The organism is Dermacoccus nishinomiyaensis (assembly GCF_900447535.1).
GTDB classification, from domain to species: Bacteria; Actinomycetota; Actinomycetes; order Actinomycetales; family Dermatophilaceae; genus Dermacoccus; species Dermacoccus nishinomiyaensis.
The window spans coordinates 1,389,838-1,411,760 of record NZ_UFXX01000001.1 but is presented as its reverse complement, the minus strand read 5'-3'; the positions used below and the strand labels follow the sequence as shown (position 1 = coordinate 1,411,760).

The 21,923-nt window shown below is 69.0% G+C and carries 18 protein-coding genes and 2 tRNA genes; 9 read left to right on the top strand and 11 right to left on the bottom strand.

All coding sequences use genetic code 11. The features are described from left to right. Nucleotides 1–149 precede the first annotated feature (149 nt). On the top strand, nt 150–872 hold the full coding sequence (locus tag DYE07_RS06615) for a hypothetical protein (protein WP_115296594.1): 723 nt from the start codon (nt 150–152) through the stop codon (nt 870–872). Nucleotides 873–975: 103 nt separating this feature from the next. Here DYE07_RS06615 and DYE07_RS06610 read toward each other — a convergent pair whose 3' ends face one another. After that, nucleotides 976–1,629, bottom strand: coding sequence for a histidine phosphatase family protein (locus tag DYE07_RS06610; protein WP_006945659.1), 654 nt, complete (start codon nt 1,627–1,629; stop codon nt 976–978). Between the two features lie 49 nt (nt 1,630–1,678). Between DYE07_RS06610 and DYE07_RS06605 the strand changes: the two genes are divergently transcribed. The 4 genes from DYE07_RS06605 (at nt 1,679) to nrfD (ending at nt 8,067) form a co-directional block, all read left to right on the top strand. Continuing rightward, nucleotides 1,679–2,077: an HAD hydrolase-like protein gene (locus DYE07_RS06605; protein WP_237723882.1), complete on the top strand. Its 399-nt coding sequence runs from the start codon at nt 1,679–1,681 to the stop codon at nt 2,075–2,077. A 154-nt stretch (nt 2,078–2,231) separates the two neighbouring features. Further along, nucleotides 2,232–5,501, top strand: coding sequence for a formate dehydrogenase (gene fdh, locus DYE07_RS06595; protein WP_172462958.1), 3,270 nt, complete (start codon nt 2,232–2,234; stop codon nt 5,499–5,501). Further along, nucleotides 5,501–6,727: a 4Fe-4S dicluster domain-containing protein gene (locus tag DYE07_RS06590; RefSeq protein ID WP_006945686.1), complete on the top strand. Its 1,227-nt coding sequence runs from the start codon at nt 5,501–5,503 to the stop codon at nt 6,725–6,727. Before fdh ends, DYE07_RS06590 begins: the two co-directional genes overlap by 1 nt. After that, the gene (gene nrfD / locus DYE07_RS06585; RefSeq protein ID WP_006945724.1) at nt 6,724–8,067 is read left to right on the top strand and encodes an NrfD/PsrC family molybdoenzyme membrane anchor subunit; all 1,344 of its coding nucleotides are present in this window, start codon (nt 6,724–6,726) and stop codon (nt 8,065–8,067) included. The genes DYE07_RS06590 and nrfD overlap by 4 nt, the downstream gene beginning before the upstream one ends. Nucleotides 8,068–8,198: 131 nt before the next feature. Here nrfD and selD read toward each other — a convergent pair whose 3' ends face one another. Beyond that, entirely contained in the window at nt 8,199–9,188 is a 990-nt protein-coding gene (selD, locus tag DYE07_RS06580) for a selenide, water dikinase SelD (protein ID WP_006945665.1), read from the bottom strand. Between the two features lie 121 nt (nt 9,189–9,309). Between selD and DYE07_RS06575 the strand changes: the two genes are divergently transcribed. The 3 genes from DYE07_RS06575 (at nt 9,310) to selB (ending at nt 12,918) form a co-directional block, all read left to right on the top strand. Beyond that, nucleotides 9,310–9,402, top strand: a tRNA-Sec gene (locus DYE07_RS06575). 224 nt (nt 9,403–9,626) lie between these two features. After that, nucleotides 9,627–10,982, top strand: a complete 1,356-nt coding sequence (gene selA / locus DYE07_RS06570; protein WP_115296592.1) for an L-seryl-tRNA(Sec) selenium transferase — start codon at nt 9,627–9,629, stop codon at nt 10,980–10,982. Nucleotides 10,983–11,100: 118 nt separating this feature from the next. After that, nucleotides 11,101–12,918, top strand: a complete 1,818-nt coding sequence (selB, locus tag DYE07_RS06565) for a selenocysteine-specific translation elongation factor (RefSeq protein WP_115297100.1) — start codon at nt 11,101–11,103, stop codon at nt 12,916–12,918. 221 nt (nt 12,919–13,139) lie between these two features. Here the strand turns inward: selB and DYE07_RS06560 are convergent, their stop codons facing one another. The 8 genes from DYE07_RS06560 to DYE07_RS14690 form a co-directional block, all read right to left on the bottom strand. Beyond that, the gene (locus DYE07_RS06560; RefSeq protein WP_006945733.1) at nt 13,140–13,775 is read right to left on the bottom strand and encodes a hemerythrin domain-containing protein; all 636 of its coding nucleotides are present in this window, start codon (nt 13,773–13,775) and stop codon (nt 13,140–13,142) included. Between the two features lie 194 nt (nt 13,776–13,969). Then, entirely contained in the window at nt 13,970–14,689 is a 720-nt protein-coding gene (locus DYE07_RS06555; RefSeq protein ID WP_115296591.1) for a sulfite exporter TauE/SafE family protein, read from the bottom strand. A 106-nt stretch (nt 14,690–14,795) separates the two neighbouring features. After that, nucleotides 14,796–14,868, bottom strand: a tRNA-Arg gene (locus tag DYE07_RS06550). Nucleotides 14,869–15,227: 359 nt separating this feature from the next. Next, nucleotides 15,228–16,103, bottom strand: coding sequence for an SMP-30/gluconolactonase/LRE family protein (locus DYE07_RS06545; protein ID WP_115296590.1), 876 nt, complete (start codon nt 16,101–16,103; stop codon nt 15,228–15,230). A gap of 59 nt (nt 16,104–16,162) precedes the next feature. After that, nucleotides 16,163–16,738, bottom strand: coding sequence for a peptide deformylase (gene def, locus DYE07_RS06540; protein WP_006945693.1), 576 nt, complete (start codon nt 16,736–16,738; stop codon nt 16,163–16,165). 269 nt (nt 16,739–17,007) lie between these two features. Next, nucleotides 17,008–18,564: an APC family permease gene (locus DYE07_RS06535; RefSeq protein ID WP_115296589.1), complete on the bottom strand. Its 1,557-nt coding sequence runs from the start codon at nt 18,562–18,564 to the stop codon at nt 17,008–17,010. Nucleotides 18,565–18,603: 39 nt separating this feature from the next. After that, the gene (locus DYE07_RS06530; RefSeq protein WP_115296588.1) at nt 18,604–19,638 is read right to left on the bottom strand and encodes a PH domain-containing protein; all 1,035 of its coding nucleotides are present in this window, start codon (nt 19,636–19,638) and stop codon (nt 18,604–18,606) included. Between the two features lie 4 nt (nt 19,639–19,642). After that, nucleotides 19,643–19,819, bottom strand: coding sequence for a hypothetical protein (locus DYE07_RS14690; RefSeq protein WP_006945715.1), 177 nt, complete (start codon nt 19,817–19,819; stop codon nt 19,643–19,645). A gap of 192 nt (nt 19,820–20,011) precedes the next feature. Between DYE07_RS14690 and DYE07_RS06525 the strand changes: the two genes are divergently transcribed. Beyond that, nucleotides 20,012–21,103 carry a small ribosomal subunit Rsm22 family protein gene (locus DYE07_RS06525; protein ID WP_062255809.1) on the top strand — a complete coding sequence of 364 codons (1,092 nt, stop codon included), beginning with the start codon at nt 20,012–20,014 and terminating at the stop codon, nt 21,101–21,103. A gap of 106 nt (nt 21,104–21,209) precedes the next feature. Here the strand turns inward: DYE07_RS06525 and upp are convergent, their stop codons facing one another. Continuing rightward, a complete protein-coding gene (gene upp / locus DYE07_RS06520) occupies nt 21,210–21,860 on the bottom strand; it encodes a uracil phosphoribosyltransferase (protein ID WP_006945708.1) in 651 nt (216 codons plus the stop codon). Between the last annotated feature and the right edge of the window lie 63 nt (nt 21,861–21,923).

Below are 21,923 nucleotides of genomic sequence, written 5' to 3'. Positions count from 1 at the left end.
TGGCGGCATTCTCTCAGCTTCTTCGAACCTGACGGCAGGCGAACGCATGGGCTCGCCTTGTAGTGCACATAGCTTCATCACAGCCGCGGCGGTCAGCGTGCATCCGTCGGGCCACGAACGGTCGAGGCCCACGGATGAAGGAGTCAACCATGGCGAAGAACGGTCGTAAGATCGCCGCCGGCGTCGGCGCAGTGAGCACCCTCGCGGTCTCGGGGGCGGCGCTCGCGAGCTCGCAGACGGTGAGCACCGGCACCTCCACCCCGAACACCACGACGCAGCAGGGCAGCGCCGCCGGCCAGGACGGGCACGGCATGCGCGGCATGCACGACAAGCTGGTCGCGGGGACCGCGGCGACGAACGTCAAGAATGCGGTGAAGGCGAAGGACGCGTCGATCACCGTCAAGGGCGTGCGTCAGGCGCCGGACGGTTCGTACCGCGCGTTCGGCACGAGGTCCGGCAAGCGCGTCATGGTCGAGGTGAGCAAGGACCTCAAGACGGTCACCGTCCGCACCGGCCGGGGTCACGGCCACCACGGTCACCACCGCGGCACCGAGGTGACGGGTACCGCCCTGACCGGCGTCAAGAACGCCGTCAAGGCGAAGGACTCGGGCGTCACCGTCGAGAAGGTCTACAAGGAGAGCGACGGCACCTACCACGCGTTCGGCACGAAGGCGGGTGCGCACGTGCGGATCGACGTCAGCAAGGATCTCAAGACCGTGACTGTGACGGCCGGCAAGCCCGGCGGGCCGGGCGGGCATGACGGACCCCGCCACGATGGCGCGCCGAGCGGCCAGACGCAGGGTGGTTCGGGTTCGACGAGTTCGTCGACCACGGCGCCCACCTTGTCGAGCACGAGCGCGCAGGCTGCCTGATCAGTCGCGTCACGTGGCGCTGCCCGAGTCAGTCCTGACTGACTCGGGCAGCATCATGTGGCTCAGGCGGCGGACGGCTGACGCGATGCGCGCCGCGGGCTATTCAGTCTTCGTCGGCGTTGGCCGTCGGGTCGTCGGCGGCGAGGTCGAGCAGGCGCGGTTCGTCCCAGGCCACGAATCGCCAGGCGCCCGGCCGACCCTCGAGCGTCAGGACGGTCGTGTTGGGGATCCGACGCTGACGCACCTCCCGCGGCGTGAGGTTCTCGCACTGCGACGTCACCCATAGCCGCAGCACCGCGCCATGACTGACGACGGCGAGCGTCGCATCGTCGTCGAGCCCGTCCAGGGAGCGTTCGAGTGCCTCGGTGAACCGTTCGAGCGTCTCCGCGCCGGCGGGGCCACCCGGGATGCGCGCCTCGAGGTCACCGGTGGCCCACGCGTAGGCCGTGTCGAGGTAGATGTCGGCGGCTTCGTGCGTCGTCGCCATCTCGAGATCACCGGCGAAGATCTCACCGAAGCCGGCGTCCTGCGTCAGCGTCAGCCCGCGTTCGGCGGTGAGCGGTCCGGCCGTGAGACGCGCTCGATCGTGGGCGGACGCGACGACTCGATCGATGCGGCGATCGGCGAGGCGCGGCACGAGGTCGTCGGCCTGCGCGTGGCCGAGCTCGGTGAGCCCGGCGCCGGGCAGCGCGGTATCCAGCGCACCGATGACGTTGTTGGGGGTCTGGCCGTGGCGGATGAGCAGGAGGGTGGTCACCCGCTCATCCAATCAGCCGGGGGTGAACATCACCTGATCACGCACGAGCGTGCCCATCCACCGCGCCACCGGCTTCAAGGTCGCCCTGACGACCGGTTTCACCCGCGACGTCGCCGACATGGTGCTCGACGGGGTGGGCTGGCGCGTCGGGCCGCTCGAGGACGGCGGGATGGTCGATGCGCTCGTCACGGCCGACGAGGTGGCGGCGGGGCGTCCCGCGCCGTACATGATCTTCCGGGCGATGGAACGTGCCGGCGTCGTCGACGTCCGAAGGGTCGTCGTCGCGGGCGACACGGGTGCCGATCTCGTCGCGGGCACCCGCAGCGGGGCGGGTCTCGTCGCGGGGGTGCTCTCGGGTTCCGGCTCGCGCGAGACGCTTGAGGCGAGCCCGCACACGCACGTCCTGCCGTCGGTCGTCGAGGTGCTGCAGGAGGCCTGCCCGCAGTGATCTGCGCGACGGCGCGGCGAGAGCTCGAGGCGTGCGAATCTCGCCGTCCGGCAACGTGATCGGCGCTCCGGGCGGCGCCTGACGGTTGGGTTGTCGGCTCTCGGGTCTAGACTTGGACGCAGAACGATCACGCATGCGACGAAAGGGGAGCTCAATGGGTCTGTCACCCCTCGAGTGGCCCGTCCTGCGTCAGGTGCGATCGAAGGATTTCCTCGGTCGTGGCCCGGCAGTGACGAGTGAGAAGACTCGAACGCTCGAACCGCGCACGACGACGGCCGACCGCGTCGTGCAGTCGGTGTGCCCGTACTGCGCCGTGGGCTGCGGCCAGCGCGTGTTCGTCAAGGACGAAAAGGTCGTCGCCATCGAGGGCGACAAGGATTCACCGATCTCGCGCGGCCGCCTGTGCCCGAAGGGCTCGGCGAGCGAGCAGCTCGTCAACAACCCCTCACGCATCAAGCAGGTGCTCTACCGCAAGCCGGGCGGCACCGACTGGGAGCCGATCGAGCGCGACAAGGCCATCGACATGGTCGTCGACCGCTTCATCGCCAGCCGCAAGCGCGGATGGCAGGAGACGGACGACAAAGGCAACCGCCTGCGTCGCACCATGGGGATCGCCTCGTTGGGTGGAGCAACGCTCGACAACGAGGAGAACTACCTCATCAAGAAGCTGTTCACCGCCGCGGGCGCCATACAGATCGAGAACCAGGCGCGTATTTGACACAGCGCCACGGTTCCCAGTCTGGGAGCCTCGTTCGGGCGTGGTGGAGCCACCAATCCACTGCAGGACATGGCGAACGCCGACCTCATCCTCATCGAGGGGTCGAACATGGCCGAGTGCCACCCGGTGGGTTTCCAGTGGGTGACGGAGGCCAAGGCGCGTGGCGCGAAGGTCATCCACATCGACCCTCGCTTCACGAGGACGTCCGCCGTGGCCGACAAGCACATCCCCATCCGTGGCGGAAGTGACATCGTCTTCCTCGGCGCGCTGATCAACCACGTGCTGACGACCGAGACGTACTTCCACGACTACGTCGTCGCGTACACGAACGCCGCGACGATCGTCAGCGACGACTTCGTCGACACCGAGGATCTCGACGGCCTGTTCTCCGGGTACGACCCGACCACGGGCCAGTACGACCAGAGTTCGTGGCAGTACAAGACGCCGCCCGGCAAACCGGATCAGGGCACCTCGAGTGACGAGAAGAGCGGTTCCTCGGGCCACCAGGCGAGCGGTGGCGCCGAGACGCACGGCTCGGGTGGCCCGACGCTCGCGCACTCGGCCGTGATGCGCGACGAGACGCTCACCGATCCGATGTGCGTGCTGCAGATCATGAAGCGGCACTACGCGCGCTACACACCGGAGATGGTCGAAGAGGTGTGCGGCGTCTCCAAGGAGGACTTCGCACTCGTCGCCCGCGAGGTCGTCGCCAACTCTGGTCGCGAGCGCACGACGATGTTCGCCTACGCCGTCGGTTGGACCCAGCACGTCGGCGGGGCCCAGATGATTCGCACCGCGGCGATCCTGCAGTTGCTCATGGGTAACGTCGGGCGTCCTGGCGCCGGCATCATGGCGCTGCGCGGACACGCGACCATCCAGGGATCGACCGACATTCCCACACTGTTCAACCTGCTGCCGGGCTACCTTCCGATGCCGCGGGTCTCCGACCACGAAACGCTCGAGGATTACATCGATTCGATCGTGTCGAAGGACGCCAAGGGGTACTGGGCGAATGCCGACAAGTACGCCGTGTCGCTGTTAAAGGCCTGGTACGGCGAGAACGCGACAAGTGCGAACAACTTCGGGCTCGACTACATGCCGCGTCTGTCCGGCGCGCACGGGACGTACCAGACGGTCATGGGCATGATCGAGAACCAGGTCGAGGGTTATTTCGTGCTCGGGCAGAACCCGGCCGTCGGCTCGGCCAACGCCCGTATGCAACGTGAGGGCCTACGCCACCTCAAGTGGCTCGTCGTGCGCGACTTCCAGCTCATCGAGACCGCGACGTTCTGGAAGGACGCGCCGGAGATCGCCTCCGGGGAGTGGAGGAGTGAGGACATCGACACCGAGGTCTTCTTCTTCCCCGCGGCGACGCACGTCGAGAAGGCCGGTACGTTCACTCAGACCCAACGCCTCGTGCAGTGGCGTCACAAGGCGGTCAACCCGCCGGGCGACGCGCAGAGCGAGCTCGACTTCTTCCACGAGGTCGGGGTGCGCATCCGTGCCAGGCTGGCCGATTCGAGCGACCCCATCGACGAGCCACTCAAGGCGATCACGTGGGATTACCCCAAGGACGAGCACGGCGAGGTCATCGCCGAATCGGTCATGGCCGAGATCAACGGAACCGACGCGGAGGGCAAGCCCCTCGCGACGTACGCAGATCTCAAGGCTGACGGTTCGACGACGTCGGGATGCTGGATCTACGCCGGCATCTACAAGGACGGGGTCAATCAGGCCGCGCGGCGCAAGCCTGGGTACGAGCAGGACGAGACGGCCGCCGAATGGGCGTGGGCGTGGCCCGCGAACCGCCGCACGCTCTACAACCGCGCCTCCGCGGACCGTGAGGGCAAGCCGTGGAGCGAGCGCAAGAAGCTCATCTGGTGGGACGAGGAGAAGGGGCAGTGGGTCGGCAAGGACAACCCCGACTTCCCGCTCAAGACCGCCCCGTCCTACCGTCCGAAGGAGGGTGTGGGTGGGCCCGACGGCCTCGCCGGCGACGATCCGTTCATCATGATGGCGGACGGCAAGGGCTGGCTCTACGCGCCGCTCGGTCTCGTCGACGGCCCGATGCCGACGCACTACGAGGCTGCGGAATCGCCGATGCGTAACCCGCTCTACAGCCAGCAGTCCAACCCGACACGGGTGACGTTCCGTCGTAAGGACAACCTCAACGCGCCGAGCGAGGGCACGCCGGGTGGCGACGTGTACCCGTACGTGTTCCAGATCGGGCGCCTGACGGAGCATCACACGGCCGGCGGCATGAGCCGTTGGTTGCCGTACCTGTCGGAGCTGCAGCCGTCGATGTTCATCGAGGTCTCACCCGATCTCGCGGCCGAGAAGGGCCTCGAGAACGGCGACTGGGCGACCGTCGTGTCGGCTCGCGCGGCGATCGAGGCGCGCGTGCTCGTCACCGACCGCATGGTGCCGCTCAAGATCGGTGGTCGCATGGTGCACCAGGTCGGCATGCCGTACCACTGGGGCAGCGCGAAGTCCGCTCAGGTGCATGGTGATTCGGCCAACGACCTGCTCGGCGTGGTGCTCGATCGCAACACCCAGATCCAGGAGGGCAAGATGGGCATGTGCGACATCCGCCCGGGCCGCCGTCCACAGGATCGGGACGAGTACGAGCAGCTCGTCAGTGAGTACCAGAGCCGCGCCGGCGTCACCGTCGAGACGGGCAACGAGATCTGCCAGGAGTGTGACTGATGAGCCTGGTGACCGAGTACATCCGTTCGCAGTTCGCGGGTGGAGGTGACCCGTCGAAGCAGGCGGGTTGGGGCACCCCGGAGGCGACGACGCTGACGGGTGGTGCGCCCAACGACGTCCTCGCCGAACGCATGGGCTTCTTCACCGACACCTCGATCTGCATCGGCTGCAAGGCCTGCGAGGTCGCGTGCAAGGAGTGGAACCGCAACCCCGAGGACGGGTACGAGTTCACCGGCTACTCCTACGACAACACGGGTGAGCTGGGTGCCGACACGTGGCGTCACGTCGCGTTCGTCGAGCAGTCGGGCGAGCAGATCGCGCGGGCCCGTGAGTCGGGGCGCAAGCTCGTCGACCTCGGCATGCCGACGCTGCGGTCGGCCTCCGGCGCCGGTGCAGACGCTGCGGGCGGCTCGGGCGAAGCGTCGCACCTCGCCGACCTGCCGGATGACGCCGCGCGCGCCATCCGCGTCGCCGGTGGGCACACCGACTACGCGACCGACGCGCCGTCAGCGCTCGACCCGGGCGCCCCGGCGCTCGACGTCGAACGGGCGCAGGTGACGGACGAATTGGCGGGGGTCAACGTGCTCGACATCGTCGCGACCGACAACGGCGTCATGCCGACGGCGCTGCACGAGGCTCAGGATTTCCGGTGGCTCATGGCGTCCGACGTCTGCAAGCACTGCACGCACGCCGGGTGTCTCGACAACTGCCCGACTGGCGCGCTGTTCCGCACCGAGTTCGGCACGGTCGTCGTGCAGGCCGACGTGTGCAACGGCTGCGGCTACTGCGTCGGCGGGTGTCCGTTCGGCGTCATCGAACGGCGTGAGAAGACGGCGACCGTCAATCACGGCAACGCGCAGAAGTGCACGCTGTGCTACGACCGATTGAAGGAAGGCCAGACGCCCGCGTGCGCGCAGACGTGCCCCACGACGTCGATCAAGTTCGGCACGCATGCGGAGATGGTCGCGATCGCGGAGGAGCGCGTCGCGCAGCTGCACGCGCAGGGCATGACGGAGGCGCGCCTCTACGGCGCGAACCTCGACGACGGCGTCGGCGGCACCGGTTCGGTCTTCCTCCTGCTCGACGATCCCGAGGTGTACGGACTGCCACCGGACCCGGTGGCGCCGTCGAAGACCTTGCCGGAGTCGTACAAGCGGATGGCGATGGCGGCCGGCGGAATGATGGCCGCAGCAGCGCTGGCGTTCGTCGGAGGTGGTGTGGCGTGAGCGTGAATTCCCTTGATGCGTATAGGGATCCTGAACCCGAGGGTGGGCGGCGCCGTCGCGGCGGGCGTGGCGGCAAGCGTCGCCGTCCGACCGACTGGCTGAACGGTCGCGAGGGCCGCGGTGAGCGCGCGCTCGTGCCGGACGTCGAGTTCCAGAGCTACTACGGGCGTGGCGTCATCAAGCCCGTGCCGTGGGAATGGCCGATCCCGACGTACCTGTTCTTCGGTGGCCTCGCGGGCGGTTCTCAGCTGCTCGCGACCGGCGCGTACCTGACGGGCAACGAACCCCTGCAGCGCGTGACGCGCCTGACGACGGCCGTTGCGGTCGCCGTCTCGGGTGCGTCGCTCATCGGCGACCTGGGTCGCCCGGAGCGCTTCTACAACATGATGCGCGTGGCGAAGCTCAGCTCGCCGATGTCGGTGGGCACGTGGATCCTCTCCGGTTTCAGCGGCGGTGCGATGCCGCTCGCGGCCCTCGAGGTGCTGCGGATGCTGCCGCTCAAGCGAAGCGGCACCGTGACGGGTCTGGTCGGCGCGCTCGATCGCGTGGCCGGGGCTGCAGGCGAGGTCGCGTCGGCGTCCTCGCTCGAGGTGCCGGGGTCGCGGTGGTTGCGGCGGCAGTCGCGTGCTGCGGGTCGTCGTGACGCCGGGTTGCGCGTCAACGGGGCACTCGTCGGCGTCGAGAAGATGCTCGGCGTCACCGAACCGGGATTCGTCGCGCTCGGTGCGTCGATGGCGGCGCCGCTGGCGACGTACACGGCGGTGCTGCTGTCGAACACGTCGACGCCGACGTGGCACGAGTCGCGGCTGTACCTGCCGTTTGTGTTCGGCGGTTCAGCATCGGCCGCGGCGAGCGGCAACGCGATGATGTGGACGCCAGTCGAGAAGGCTGGCCCCGCCCGGGCGCTAGCGCTCATCGGGTCGGCCGTCGACCTCGGCGTGCTCAATCGTCTCGAGAAGCACCTCGACGCCGAGGGCGTCGGCGAGCCGCTGCACCACGGTACTGCCGGCAAGCTCAACAAGGCGAGCATGGCGCTCAACGTCGCCGGGTTCGTCGGGACGGCGCTGTTCGCGCGACGCTCGCGCGTGGCGTCCGTCGTCTCCGGGGCCTGCTTCGTCGCAGGCTCGGTGTGCACACGCTTCGCGGTGTTCGAAGCCGGCATGGAATCGGCGAAGGACCCGAAGTACACGATGGGGCCGCAGCGCCGCCGCCTCGACGCGCGTGGCGGGACGGAGAACATCACGACAGGCCCGCGGCTGGCCTCGGCGGATGACGCCCCCCGCACCGCGGATGGGCGCCGACCGCTGCCTGGCCCGGACGGCAAGCCCGTCAACCTCTGAGCGCTCGCGTGTCTGGCGGGTCGGCTCGTCGGCTGGCCGGGTCTGTACACGAGAAATGCGCATCTGCACCGGGATCGTGACTGCTGATACCCGTGCAGATGCGCATTTCTCGTGCAGCTGTGCTGTTCGAGTCAGCGCACGCTGATGCCGGGGGCGCCGCCGTCGAGGGGGAGGGTGCGGCCGATCACGGGCGCGCCGGGCACCTCGCCGATGACGAGGAGGCCGCCGGACGTCTGAGCGTCCGCGAGCAGCAGCAGTTCGTCTTCGCCGATCCCGTCGGCTGCGGTGATGTGCTCACGCACCCAGTCGAGGTTGCGACGCGTGCCGCCGGAGACGTAACCCTCGGCTGCGGCGTCGCGGGCGCCTTCGATGTACGGCACGGCAGCGGAGTCGATCTCGGCGCGAACGCCCGAGGCGCGGCACATCTTCCACAGGTGGCCGAGCAGACCGAAACCGGTGACGTCTGTCGCCGCCTTGACACCCGCCGCGACGGCGGCGATCGACGCGTCGCGGTTGAGCGTCGTCATCACCTCGATGGCCTGCGGGAAAACCTCGCCCGTCGACTTGTGCTTGTTGTTGAGCACACCGACGCCGAGCGGCTTCGTCAGGGAGATGGGCAGGCCCGCCTCGGCGGCGTCGTTGCGCATGAGCTTGCCCGGGTCAGCGATGCCGGTGACGGCCATGCCGAACTTGGGCTCCGGATCGTCGATCGAATGGCCGCCGATGACGGGGCAGTTCGCCTGCGCACCGACGTCGGCGCCGCCTCGGAGCACCTCGGCCATGATGTCGAGGCCGAGCACGTCGCGCGGCCAGCCGACGAGGTTGATGGCGACGACGGGGGTGCCGCCCATCGCGTAGATGTCGCTGAGCGCGTTCGCGGCCGCGATGCGACCGAAGTCGTACGCGTCGTCGACGACAGGGGTGAAGAAGTCAGCCGTCGAGAGCACCGCCTGCTCGCCGACGCGCACGGCGGCTGCGTCGTCACCGTCGTCGAGGCCGACGATGACACTCGGATTTGGCTGCCCCACGAGGTGCTTCACCGCCTCCTCGAGCTCGCCGGGCGGGATCTTGCACGCGCACCCGCCACCATGGGCGTACTGCGTCAGACGTATCGACTCCATGCATCCGACCCTACGCCGTACCCCTGACAACGACCCCGACGGGTACGCCGCGCGGACCCCGCCCGCCCATCGCCCCGGCGCACCCACGACTCCAGCGCCCCTATGATTGACACGCACCAAGGGAGGCGTCCGGGTTCCTGGTGGGCCCCCCGGTCTTCAAAACCGGTGAAACCGAGCATCTCGGTTTGGCAGGTTCGATTCCTGTCCGCCTCCGCAAGTCTCAGGGCCCCGCGAGCTGGGGGGCTTCTCGCATGTGTCGTCGTTGGCCCCTCTTCCGGCCGCGTGGGCTCGCCGCCGCGGCTCGGAGCGACGCGCCACGGAGGGTCACTCGAGCCATGAGTGCGCCGGAGCGGCGAAGGGCGTGAAAACCGTTGCTGCGCAGGATTGTCAGACCTGCCCGATAGGTTGGGGCGCATCAGCACTCGACCTGGAGGAACGATGGCCACGAGCGACGACCCACGTCGACGCATCCCGCGCACCGACGAGCTCCTCGCACGCTTCGCCGACGAGGTAGGCGCGCTCGGACGCGACGCTGTGAAGCGCGCCATCGTCTCTGCCCAGGCCGACGTCCGCGCGGGCACCATCAGCCCCGACGGCATCGACGCGGCCATCGCATTGCGCCTGCCCGAGTCGGCCATCACCCTGCGAGCGATCCTCAACGCAACGGGCGTCGTCGTGCACACCAACATCGGGCGCGCGCCTCTCAGCGACGCCGCGGTCGAGGCGCTCGGTCGCGCTGCGGGGTACGTCGACGTCGAGTTCGACCCCGTCACTGCCACGCGCGCCAAGCGCGGCCGCGCAACGCTCGACGCGCTCCAGGAGCGGGTGCCGGACGCGGGCGGCGCACTGGTCGTCAACAACGGCGCGGCGGCACTGCTGCTCGCCTGCCTCGCGATCGCCGGGGACACGGACGTCCTCGTCAGCCGCGGCGAACTCATCGAGATAGGCGACGGCTTCCGTCTGCCCGAGTTGCTGCAGTCGGCCGGGGCCCGGCTCGTCGAGGTAGGCATGACGAATCGCACGCATCTGCGCGACTACGAGAACGCCATCGTCGACGCCGAACGTCACGGCCGCCGGGTGGGCGCCGTGCTCAAGATCCACACGAGCAACTATCGCGTCGAAGGGTTCGCCGGGGTGCCAGGCGTGCGCGATCTCGCGGCGCTCGGCGTCCCCGTCATCGCGGACGTCGGCAGCGGCCTGCTCGCCCCCGAACGGGTGCTGCCCGACGAGCCCGACGCGACGAGCTGGCTGCGCGATGGCGCGACGGTCGTCACCGCGAGCGGCGACAAGCTACTCGGCGGGCCGCAAGCGGGGCTCGTTCTCGGCGACGCCGACGCCGTGGAACGCGTCCGCCGCCACCCGATGGCCCGCGCGATGCGCGTCGACAAGCTGACGCTCGCCGCTCTCGAAGCCACCCTGCGCGGCCCCGAACCCCCCGTTACCCGCGCCCTGCACGAGACGCGCGACTCGCTCCGTCAGCGCACGACACACCTTGCGGCGGCCATCGCTGACGTCGTTCCGGGCGCCGAGGTCGTCGACGTCATCGGACGCGTCGGTGGGGGAGGCGCGCCTGGTTTCGAGCTGCCGAGCCTCGCCGTCGCCCTGCCGGAGCCCTTCGCGGAGGCGCTACGCCTCGGACGCCCGTGCGTCCTGGCCCGCACCGCGCTTGGACGCTGCCTCGTCGACCTGCGGTGCGTCCCTGCGTCCTCGGACGCCGACGTCGCCGCCGCGATCCGGGCCGTCGCTGTAGGCAACGAACCCGGCACCCCAGCTGACGACGGAGGACGCGCATGACGATGAACGCGCGGCGTGATGCCACGGCCCCGTCGGCGACGACACCGCTCCTCCCCGCCAGGGGCTACGTCGCCGAGCGCAGCGGCGGCGCGGTGCGGCTCGCGGGGAGTGAGTGCTGATGCGCGTCGTCGCGACGGCCGGTCACGTCGACCACGGCAAGAGCACCCTCGTGCGGGCTCTCACGGGCACCGACCCGGATCGGCTCGAGGAGGAGAAGAAGCGTGGCCTGACGATCGATCTCGGGTTCGCGGGGCTCGACCTGCCGTCGGGCGAGAAGCTCGCATTCGTCGACGTGCCCGGCCACCGTCGCTTCATCGGCAACATGCTCGCGGGCCTCGGGCCGGCGCCGGCCGTCATGCTCGTCGTCGCCGCGGATCAGGGGTGGCAGGCGCAATCGCGCGAGCACCTCGACGCGATCGACGCACTCGGTCTCAGGCACGGCCTGCTCGTCATCACGCGCTGTGGCCTGGCGACGCCCGAGCGCGTCGCCGAGGTGCGTGAGACAGCGCTCGGCCACATCGCCGCGACGTCACTCGAAGTTGTCGACGTCGTCGAGACCGACGCCGTCAGCGGCCGTGGCATCGACGAACTGCGGTGCGCCCTCGACGATCTCGTCGCGCAGATGCCACCCGTGGACACGGTTTCCCCTGTGCGGTTGTGGGTCGATCGTTCGTTCTCCGTCAAGGGCACCGGCACCGTGGTCACCGGCACGCTCGCGGCGGGCACGCTGCGTCTCGGGGACGAGTTGGAGGTGGGTGACGAACGAGCGGTCGTGCGTTCGTTGCAGGTGCTCGGGCAGCGTCATGACGAGGTCGCGCCGGTCTCGCGCGTCGCGGTCGCTCTGCGAGGTCTGCACACCGACGACGTGCCGCGCGGCACGCCCCTGCTGACGCCGGGGTCGGCGTCGTGGGTGAACGTCCTCGACGTGCGCAGCGAGGGCGGGCATGAGTGGCAGGATGCGTCGGCGGAGGTCAGCGTCCACATCGGCACAGCGTCCGTCGAGGCGCGGGTGCGACCGTTCGACGAGCGTCACGCGCGGTTGACGCTGAGCGATCCGCTGCCGTTGCGGCTGGGGGATCGCATCATCGTGCGCGATGCGTCAGCGGGGCGGATCCATTGCGGGGCAACGGTGCTCGACCTCGACCCGGCGGCATTGACGAGGCGCGGCGCCGGTCGGGAGCGCGCACGTGTCCTAGCCGGCCACGCGGTCGCGCAGCTCGAACCACTCGTCGCCGACCGCGGCTGGGTGCGCGACGAGTGGGTCACCGCCGTCGGGGCCCGCCGCCCCGAGGTGCTGCGCGAGGGGCTGCCCCTGCCGGGGGAGGGCCTGGGTCGTGTCGAGGGACTCGTCGTGCACGAGAAACAGGCGACGGCTTGGCGCGCCGCGATCATCGAGGCGGTCACCGCTGACGCCGCCGACCCCTTGAGCCCCGGGCTGCCGTCAGGCGCCATCGAGACGCGCCTCGGCGTGCCCCGACGTCTGCTGCCCGCCCTCGTCGAGTCATGCGGCGTGACGAACCCTGATGCGGGTCTCGTGATCCGCGACGGGCGGGTTGTCGGCTCACGCCACGGCTCATCGTTCGGTGCCGATGAAGCGGCCCTGGAGCAACTTCGAGAACGGCTGCGCGCCAACCCGTTCGATGCCCCCGAAGCCGATGACTTCGTGGCGCTCGGCCTCGGCAACCGGCAGCTCGCCGCGGCTGCACAGCGCGGAGCGATCCTGCGACTCAAGGCCGAGCCCGCCGACATCGTCCTGCTGCCCGACGCGCCCGCGCGAGCGATGCGCGAGCTCGCAAGACTGCCGCAACCGTTCACGACGAGCGAGGCGCGCCAGGCGCTCGGCACGACGCGCCGCGTCGTCATCCCCCTGCTCGAGCATCTCGACGCGCGAGGCTGGACGCGGCGTGACGGCAACGCGCGCGTCGTCGTGCGCTGAATCGTGCTGGACGGGGCCGAGCGCAGCACCGTCGGACGGAGCGTCGGAATCGCGACCGACTGAGGCCCACCCGAGCGCGCCGGGGGCGCACCACCCGCGCCCGGCGCCGACCGACCGCCGCTCGGGGCCGATCTTCGACGTGCGTCCAGCCGCACAGACGTAGCAACGCGCCACCGCTGGGAAGGACCCAGCGATGGCGCGTTGCGTTCGATCAGGGGAGCTCAGTCGTCGCCTTCCGGGTCGTCGGCCTTGAGCGACGGCTCGGGGTGGGCGCTGACGCGCGTCGACGTCTGCTCCTTCGCCTGAGCAGCTGCGGCGCGGACGGCGCCGCTCGGGCCGGCCTTCTCGGCGTCGGCGATGAAGCGCTCGGGGTTCTTGTCCTCGATCGTCAGCGGCTTCGACCACGACGCCGCGAGGTGGCGCAGGAAGTTGATGCCGACCTGGTGACGCAGTTCGAGGCTCGCCTGCTGACGGAAGTCGGCCAGGTCCTGACGCTCTTCCTCGGCCATGTGGTCGGAGTTCGCGATGTTGGCCTGGACGACGGCCTCCCACCAGTCTTTCGACCCGGTCGTGGCGGCGTCCGCGCGCTTGATGGCGTCGCGCAGCAGGTTGTGGTCGTGGATCGCGTCCTCGACCTGCTCGTCGTTGCTCTCGGCGTCTGCGCCGCCGGTGCCGATCTTGACGAGTTCGGGGTAGAAGTACAGCTCCTCTGCCTCAGCGTGCAGCTCGAGGAAGATGCGCAGCTGGCTCCACAGCGCGGCCAGACCGTCGGTGTCGTCGCGCGGCCACTCCTCGAGCACGGCGAACGCGCGTCGCTGAGCGGTGTGCTGCTGCAGGATGATCTCGGTGATGTCCATGGCTACCTCCGTGAGACGGCCCCGGAATCGGGGGCTGTTTGCCCTCAATCTCACGCTGACGAAGGGCGTTGCGCCAGCAAGGTGCACCTATGCGACAAAGCGTTCGTGACGGGGACGTCGCGCCCAGCGTCGCGGGCTCGATGACGACGCGCGGGACGCGGACGGCGTGGCGCTCGCCGTCGAGAGGGACGCGTTCAGGTGAGCGCGACGCGGACGATGACGGCGAGGGCGCTGACCGTCGCGAGCGCGAGGATGCTGTGGCGGAAGCGCACCGCGTCGATCGAGTGCCGCAACGGCTGCGCCGCGAGAGCGCCCACGGCCATGAACGGCAGCCACGCGAGCCCGGCACGCAGACCGTCAGCGCTGATCTGGCCGCCGATCGCGAGGCCGAGCAGTGAACTCAGTGAGCCGAAGAGGAAGAACGGCGCGAGTGTCGAGCGTGCCTGCTGCGGTGTGAGTTCCTGCAGGGCGAGGCCGAAGAACGGGCCGCCGATCGACGCCGTCGTCGCCGAGATGCCCGTCAAGGCTCCGGCGCCGAGGGCGATGCCCGACGACGGGCGTACGCGCCAGCGCGTGAGCGATCCGGCGACGGCGACGAGCACCATGCCGGCCACGAGGAGTGACGTGACGGTGTGCGACGCGTTGGCCGCGAGCCAGACGCCGAGTGGCATCGTCGCGAGGCGGCCTGCCATCGCCCACCCGAACGGCCGCCACCGGATGTCACGGTGGGCCCGAGCCATCTCCAGCACGGGCAGTGGCAGGACAACGAATAGCAGTGCCGCCGGCATGACTTGCGGAGCGACCATGACGACGAACGGCGCTGCGACGACGGCGAGGCCGAACCCGGCGATGCGTTGCACGAAGGCGCCGACGCCGACGACGAGACCGAGGACCAGCAGGGTGGTGAGCGGCATCGGACCCCACTTCGGCGAAGGTTGTCGGGCCGCGCGGAGAGCAAGGCCCGGACATAGCAAAAACCCCCGGCGAGCCGGGGGTTCTTTCCTCTGTCTCAACACAGAGTGCACCCGTAGGGATTCGAACCCCAAACCTTCTGATCCGTAGTCAGATGCTCTATCCGTTGAGCTACGGGTGCTTGCTGCCCGGCCTCAGCGGCCGCTGCAACGAGATAGAACTCTACACGCATCCTCGGGGGAACGCTAATCGGCTCGGCCGCCCCTTGTGAACCGGCCTGTGCTCCTCCGCCAGCCCCGCCTGTCATGACCTGCGATTTTCATCCACATCGGCGAATCGCGTCCCCATCCGCGATCCACGTTCACACGCGCGAACGGCGTCCACATCTGCGAATCAGCGTCACATTCGCACGCGTCGGCGCGAGTCGTCGTGACACGGGTCGCCCTGGTGGCAACGTCCGTTGAATGGGGACGTAAATCGCCGATGTGGACGCGGTTCGCGGAAGGGTCAAGAATCGTACATGGGGACGGACTGGTGCGGTCAGCTGGTGAAGGGGAGGGTGCGTTGACCGCGGATACCCGGCGTACAGACGAAGAGGGCGCCGGCGTCGGGCTCCGCGTCGTCCGGCAGGTTCTCTCGCGAGGTCGTGATGAACAGCTGGTCGAGGTCGTCGCCGCCGAAGGCCGGGCACGTCACCAGGCTCGGCCCCACCTCGACGATCTCGCTGAGCGAGCCGTCAGCGTCGTAGCGACGCACGGCGGAGCCGCCGAACAGCGCCGTCCACACTCCGCCTTCGGCGTCGACCGTCAGCCCGTCGGGGTGGCCGATGCCGTCCTCGAGCCGGACGAAGGGCCGACGGTTCGTCAGGCCGGTCTCGGCGCTCCAGTCGAACACCCAGATGATGCGGGTCGGCGTGTCGTTGTAGTAGGCGAGCGTGCCGTCGGGCGACCAGCACAGGCCGTTCGAGATGGTGACGTCACCGAAGACATGGCTCGTCGACCGGTCCGGCGCCAGCCGCCACATCGATGCCGCGCCCTCGCTCTGGTCGTAGGCCATCGACCCCATGTAGAACGACCCGTCGGGGGCGCATCCACCGTCGTTGAACCGGGTGCGCGGCTCGTGCGTCGACGGCCACAGATCGGCGGTGTGCTCCAGATCGGCGAAGTCGACCGAACGCGTCAGTGCGAAACCACGCTCCGTCGCGACGATCGCGCCTCCACCTGCGCGCGGACGCAGCGCTGCCGCGACGTCCCCGACGTGGAATCGGGTGACATCACCGCCCGGCTGGAGCTCGAGGACGTCCCCGGCCAGCATGTCGACGTAGCGCAGCGCCGGGTGGCCGCCGCCCCAATCGTCGGCCCAGATGACGCCCTCACCGTGGTAGGCGTGCGGTTTCGCGACAGCTTCAGCCTTCATGACGTCAGGCTATATCGGGCGGCAACGCTCCGCGACGATGCTCGGATGCCGCTGTCGGCTCAGACGTCCTCGGCCTTGAGTTCGGTCGGGTCCCACTTGGTGATGCCGTCGTACTGCCAGCCGCGGTCCTTGACCGCCTCGCGCGACTCGAGGCGCATCGTCGGCGTGAGGCGGTCGAGGTAGAGGTAGCCGTCGAGGTGGTCGGTCTCGTGCTGCAGCATGCGGGCGAAGAAGCCGTGCCCCTCGATGACGATCTCGTTCCCGTCGAGGTCGGTGCCCGTCACCTTCGCCCAGTCGGCCCGCGCCGTCGGGAAGTGCTCGCCGGGCACCGACAGGCAACCCTCGTTGTCGTTCTCCTCGTCGGCCTCGCCGGCAGGCACGCGACCCTTCTCGAGCTTCGGGTTGATGACGACGCCGCGGCGGTTATCGCCGAGTTCGTCGTCGGGACAGTCGAAGACGAAGATGCGCTGCTTGACGCCGACCTGGTTGGCTGCGAGGCCGACGCCGTTCGCCGCCTCCATCGTCTCGAACATGTCCTCGACGAGGGCGCGCGTGTCGTCGGTGATCTCCTTGACCCGCTTCGTGGGTGCGTGCAGGGCCTTGTGGCCGACGATGGTGATGGGGCGAACAGCCATGAGGAACCTCGAAGAACGCGGGTCGGCGGGTGGGCGTCGATCATTCTAGGGCCCTCGGGTGGGGCGACCGGGTGCATGGGTGCTCGCCGACGTGATCGAGCGAAATCGGCGGGATCGAGTGCCCCGACGCTCGATCCCACCGATTCCGCTCGATCGCGGGCGCGGGTGAGCTGCGACAAGAGGCGACGGAGCACGTCGAAGCCCCTCGACCCGACGATGCGGGTGAGGGGCTTCGAGATGAAACGAGGCGAGTGTGCTCAGTAGCGTCGCTAGTTCTTGCGCAGCGCCTCGGCGCCGTCACCGACCGACGTGTCGAGGTCGGTGGCGTAGACGCCGTCACCGACGCCGCCCTGCAGCTGCGGGTTGCGACCGACGCGCGAGTGGCCGCGGCCGTAGAAGAAGTAGATCGCGAAGCCGATGAGGAGCCACACCACGAAACGCAGCCAGGTCTCCACGGGCAGGTTGAGCATGAGGTAGAGGCACACAGCGGCGGCGACCCACGGGAGGACGGGGCTGCCCGGCACCTTGAACGGGCGCTCGAGGTCGGGGCGCTTCTTGCGCAGCACGGGCACGGCCAGGCTGACGAGGAAGAACGCCGACAGGGTGCCGATGTTGACCATCTCCTCGAACTCACCGATCGGGATGGTCGCCGCTGCGACCGCGATGATGAAGCCCATGACGAGCGTCATCGGGACCGGCGTGCCCGTCTTGGGGTTCGTGCGTGCCATGCCCATCGGCAGCAGGCCGTCGCGCGACATCGCGTACATGACGCGGGTGGCGCCGATCATCAGCGTCATGACGACCGTGGCGAGACCCGCGACGGCGCCGGCTGCGATGATCTGCGCGTACCCGGGATGTCCGTGATCGCGGAAGGCCGCGGCGAGTGCGCCCTTGGGGTCGATCTTGTCGTAGCTCACCATGCCGGTGATGACGAGGCAGACGGAGACGTAGAGGATCGTGCAGATCGCGAGCGAGCCGATGATGCCGATCGGCAGGTCGCGCTTCGGGTTGCGCGTCTCCTCGGCGGTGGTCGCGACGACGTCGAAGCCGATGTAGGCGAAGAACACGAGGGCTGCGCCGGAGATGACGCCCATGACGCCGAACGCCTGCGGTTCCATGCCCGTCATGAGCTCCCACAGGGGGCGCTTGAGCGTGTCGGACGTGCTCTCGAGGTGCTGAGCCGGCGGCACGAACGGGGTGTAGTTCGACGTGTTGATGTACTGGATGCCCATCACGATGATGAACAGCACGATGAACAGCTTGACGGCGACGAGCGTCAGGTTGACGCGCATCGACTCCTTGATGCCCGTCGCGATGACGCAGGTGAGCACGGCGACGAGGCCGAAGGCGGCGATGTCGAAGTGGGTGAACCAGCCGGTGCCGCCCTGCAGATTGTCGGGCAGCTTCAACCCCCACTCACCGAACAGGATGTTGAAGTACGCGCTCCAACCCTGGGCGACGACGCCCGCGGCGAGGATGAGCTCGAGAAGCAGATCCCAGCCCACGATCCAGGCGATAAGTTCGCCCATCGTCGCGTAGGAGAACGTGTAGGCCGAGCCCGAGACGGGCACCGCCGACGACAGCTCGGCGTAGCACAGGGCCGCGAGACCGCAGCAGAAGGCGCCGATGAGGAACGAGATGACGATGGCGGGGCCCGCCATCGTGTGCGCGGCTCGCCCCGTCACCGTGAAGATGCCGGCGCCGATGATGACGCCGATGCCGAAGACCGTCAGGTCGAGCGCTGACAGGTTCTTCTTCAGCTGGAACTCGGAGGCTTCCGAGTCTGCGATCGACGCTTCGATCGACTTGGTGCGCAAAAGGCTCATGTGAGCGCCCTTTCACCGGATGGTTGGAACCGTGTGAGATTACGTTCCGTCTCGCCATGTGGAGCCATCGTCCACATCGTGGTCGCGACCTCGTCGGCGGACGGGTTGAGGTGAGGTCGCGTGTTCACGGCTCACCCACCAGGCCGATTCGTCACCCTGCTCGGGCGACGTCTCGTCCCTGTCATGCCGCTGACGGTACGTGTGATCGGTGTCACTGTGGGGGTTTGGGTGGTCAACCGTGACAAATCCGTGAGGATCGGTGTCGTCCTCGGCGGCTCGACGTTGCCCGCGGCCGTAGCGAGCTCGGGGCTGACGGACCGCGAGGGGGCGGGTGTCGTCGCCGCCTGACGGGCCGTGACGCTGCGACTCATGACGCTGCGATTCGCGGCGCGGCGTCTCGCGGCGTTGTTCGTCGTCGGACCAGCCGACGCCATCCCACGACTCGTCATGCTGCGACTCGTCGCGCCAGTCGTCCTCGACCCACGGGTCACGCCATTCGTCGTCGTAGCCCTCGTCGTCGGCGTGCCGCGCGTCCGCGTGCCCGCTGGGGCGCGGGTCGTCCTCGTCCTCGAAACCGAAGATGAGCCCGCAGATGTCGCGGTATTTCTCGTCGGGGTTGCGCACGTAGTCGATGACGTTGAGCGCCTGCTCCTGACCCGCCGACTCGATCTTGAACGTGCCGTAGCCGAGCAGCCGCGCGGCGGGCGAGCGGTTGTACGACATGTCCGTCACCTTCGACAGCGGCATCATCGCCACCTTCTTGACGAACAACCCGTGCAATAGGATGAGGCGCTTGTTCGTGATGACGAACGTCTGGTCCCACCATTCGACGACGCGCCAGGCGAGGTGCGCGGCGAGGACGAGCCAGATCCACCACGCGGCGTTCGTCAGCGGGCCCATCCAGGCGGGCGCGCAGATGCCCGCGACGATGACGAGGACGAACCCGACGACGCACGAGGTGATGGCGGGCAGCACGCGCGCCCAGTGCTGCTTCATCTCGAGGACGACGTCCTCACCGCGCGCGAGATAACCGGCGACGCGGTCGCTCGCCTGATGTGGGCGCAGTGGGCCCATGGGTTCAGTTCTTGCCGAGCAGCGCGTCGAAGAATTCGCGCAGGTTGGTGACGGCGTTGCGCAGCACGTCGCCGACGGCGCGCACGACGTCGGCCGACTTCGCGGGGCTCGAGAAGACGGCGTAGATGATGAACGCGAACAACAAGAACTTCAGGATCGACTTGAAGTTGATCTTGTCCATGGCGTCGTCTCTTTCTGGTGGGTGGAGCGCGCGGGGGAAGGCACGGGCAACTCTCGCATCCTTGCAGGGTTCACCCATGCTGCGGCGCAGGCGCGCCGAACCGTTTTCGCGGCGCTCGCCGGCGGGTGCGCGCCGTCGGGCCCGCCGTGGAACGCGCGCGCCGCTGTCGCTGGTGGTGCGTACGCTGACGGCGTGGATCTGGCGATGAGTCTGCGCGATGCGCTCGAACGAGAAGCCTCCGGTACGGCGATCAAGCAGTTGAGTGACGCTGTCACGCGCCTGTCGACCCGGTATCGGGCCGTCGCGGCGGCTGACGAGCCCATTCTCGCGCGCCCCGTCGACGTGCTCGCGTACGCCCACTACCGCATGCCCGCGACGTTCGGTGCGGTGCGTTCGGCGCTGCGCGCCCTCGCCGATTCCGGTGTGTTCGACGCTGATTCGGTGACGTCGATGGTCGACCTCGGCGGCGGCACCGGCGCCGCGGCCTGGGCGGCGGCGGACGTCTTCGAGACGCTGCGCGACATCAGCGTCCTCGACCAGGTGCCGGCCGCGCTCGACCTGGGGCAGCGGCTCGCGCGCGCCAGTGGGGTGCCCGCCCTCGAGCGCACCGTGTGGCAGGAGGGCCGCGTCGGGTCGTGGAACGTGACGGTCGGTGCGCCATCCGGTGGCGGCGCCGATCTCGCGACGGTCTCCTATGTGTTGAGCGAGTTGTCGCCGCAGCAGGCCGATCGCATCGTCGCCGAGGCGACGTCAGCGGCGACGCGCGCCGTCGTCATCGTCGAACCCGGCACGCCGGACGGCTACGCGCGCATCCTGCGAGCCCGCGATCAACTGCTCGAGCAGTCGTGGTCGGTCGCGGCGCCATGTCCGCATCAGGGGGCGTGCCCGTTGCTCGCCAAGACGGAACCGGATTGGTGCCACTTCGCGGCGCGCGTCAACCGTTCGTCGGTGCACCGGCAGATCAAGGGTGGCGAGCTGTCGCACGAGGACGAGAAGTTCTCGTACGTCGCGATGGTGCGTGAGCCCGCGCACGTGGCGCAGGGTGTGCCGTTGCGCGACGGCGTCGATCTGACGCAGCGCCCCAGCGAGCGCGACGCCCGCATCATCCGGCATCCGAAGAAGAACAAGGGGTTCGTCGAGCTGCAGGTGTGCGAGGCGCTCGACGCCTCAGGCCTCGCCGGCCAGGTGCGACGCGCCGTCGTGACGAAGAAGGCCGGCCCGGCCTACAAGCAGGCTCGTGACGCTGGCTGGGGCGACGCCATCGACCTGGGTGCTCGGGGCTGAGGGCTGAAACGTTGCCATGCAGTGTTTCAGCCCCGAATGAGCGTGATGGGGGCCGAAACCCTGCACTGCAGGATTTCGGCCCCCATCGAGAATGCGGCTCAGGCGCTCACGCGTCGTGCGTCGCGATGCCGTAGAGACGGTCGCCGGCGTCGCCGAGGCCGGGCACGATGTAGCCGTTCTCGTTGAGCTTCTCGTCCATCGCACCGGTGACGAGGGTGATGGGCACCTCGATGTGCGACGTCAACTCCTCGAGCTTCGCCAGGCCTTCCGGCGCGGCGATGAGCACGACGGCCGTGATGTCGTCGGCGCCGCGCTCGACGAGGTAGTCGATCGTCGCGGCGAGGGTGCCGCCCGTCGCGAGCATCGGGTCGACGACGTAGACCTGACGGCCCGACAGGTCGTCGGGCAGACGGTTCGCGTACGTCGTCGCCTCGAGCGTCTCCTCGTTGCGCACGAGACCGAGGAAGCCGACCTCGGCCGTCGGCAGGAGCCGCATCATGCCGTCGAGCATGCCCAGGCCGGCGCGCAGGATCGGCACGAGCAGCGGACGCGGCGTCGCGAGCTTGATGCCGCGCGCCGTCGTCACCGGCGTCTCGACGTCGACCTCCTCGACGCGGACGTCACGCGTCGCCTCGTACGCGAGGAGCGTGACGAGTTCGTCGACGAGGCGACGGAACGTCGGGGAGTCGGTTCGCTTGTCACGCAGCGTCGTGAGCTTGTGCGAGATGAGCGGGTGGTCGGCAACGATGACGCGCATGGGACAAACTTAACCCGTGGATCTTCCCGTGGCACCAGCGATCGAGCTCACGTACGACGCGTG

What these genes read in the sequence shown, in the direction of transcription:
- DYE07_RS06615 (WP_115296594.1), top strand. Translation starts at nt 150, where the DNA reads ATGGCGAAGAACGGTCGTAAGATCGCCGCCGGCGTCGGCGCAGTGAGC.
- DYE07_RS06590 (WP_006945686.1), top strand. Translation starts at nt 5,501, where the DNA reads ATGAGCCTGGTGACCGAGTACATCCGTTCGCAGTTCGCGGGTGGAGGT.
- selD (WP_006945665.1), bottom strand. Translation starts at nt 9,188, where the DNA reads ATGGAGTCGATACGTCTGACGCAGTACGCCCATGGTGGCGGGTGCGCG.
- selA (WP_115296592.1), top strand. Translation starts at nt 9,627, where the DNA reads ATGGCCACGAGCGACGACCCACGTCGACGCATCCCGCGCACCGACGAG.
- selB (WP_115297100.1), top strand. Translation starts at nt 11,101, where the DNA reads ATGCGCGTCGTCGCGACGGCCGGTCACGTCGACCACGGCAAGAGCACC.
- DYE07_RS06560 (WP_006945733.1), bottom strand. Translation starts at nt 13,775, where the DNA reads ATGGACATCACCGAGATCATCCTGCAGCAGCACACCGCTCAGCGACGC.
- DYE07_RS06555 (WP_115296591.1), bottom strand. Translation starts at nt 14,689, where the DNA reads ATGCCGCTCACCACCCTGCTGGTCCTCGGTCTCGTCGTCGGCGTCGGC.
- DYE07_RS06545 (WP_115296590.1), bottom strand. Translation starts at nt 16,103, where the DNA reads ATGAAGGCTGAAGCTGTCGCGAAACCGCACGCCTACCACGGTGAGGGC.
- def (WP_006945693.1), bottom strand. Translation starts at nt 16,738, where the DNA reads ATGGCTGTTCGCCCCATCACCATCGTCGGCCACAAGGCCCTGCACGCA.
- DYE07_RS06535 (WP_115296589.1), bottom strand. Translation starts at nt 18,564, where the DNA reads ATGAGCCTTTTGCGCACCAAGTCGATCGAAGCGTCGATCGCAGACTCG.
- DYE07_RS06530 (WP_115296588.1), bottom strand. Translation starts at nt 19,638, where the DNA reads ATGGGCCCACTGCGCCCACATCAGGCGAGCGACCGCGTCGCCGGTTAT.
- DYE07_RS14690 (WP_006945715.1), bottom strand. Translation starts at nt 19,819, where the DNA reads ATGGACAAGATCAACTTCAAGTCGATCCTGAAGTTCTTGTTGTTCGCG.
- upp (WP_006945708.1), bottom strand. Translation starts at nt 21,860, where the DNA reads ATGCGCGTCATCGTTGCCGACCACCCGCTCATCTCGCACAAGCTCACG.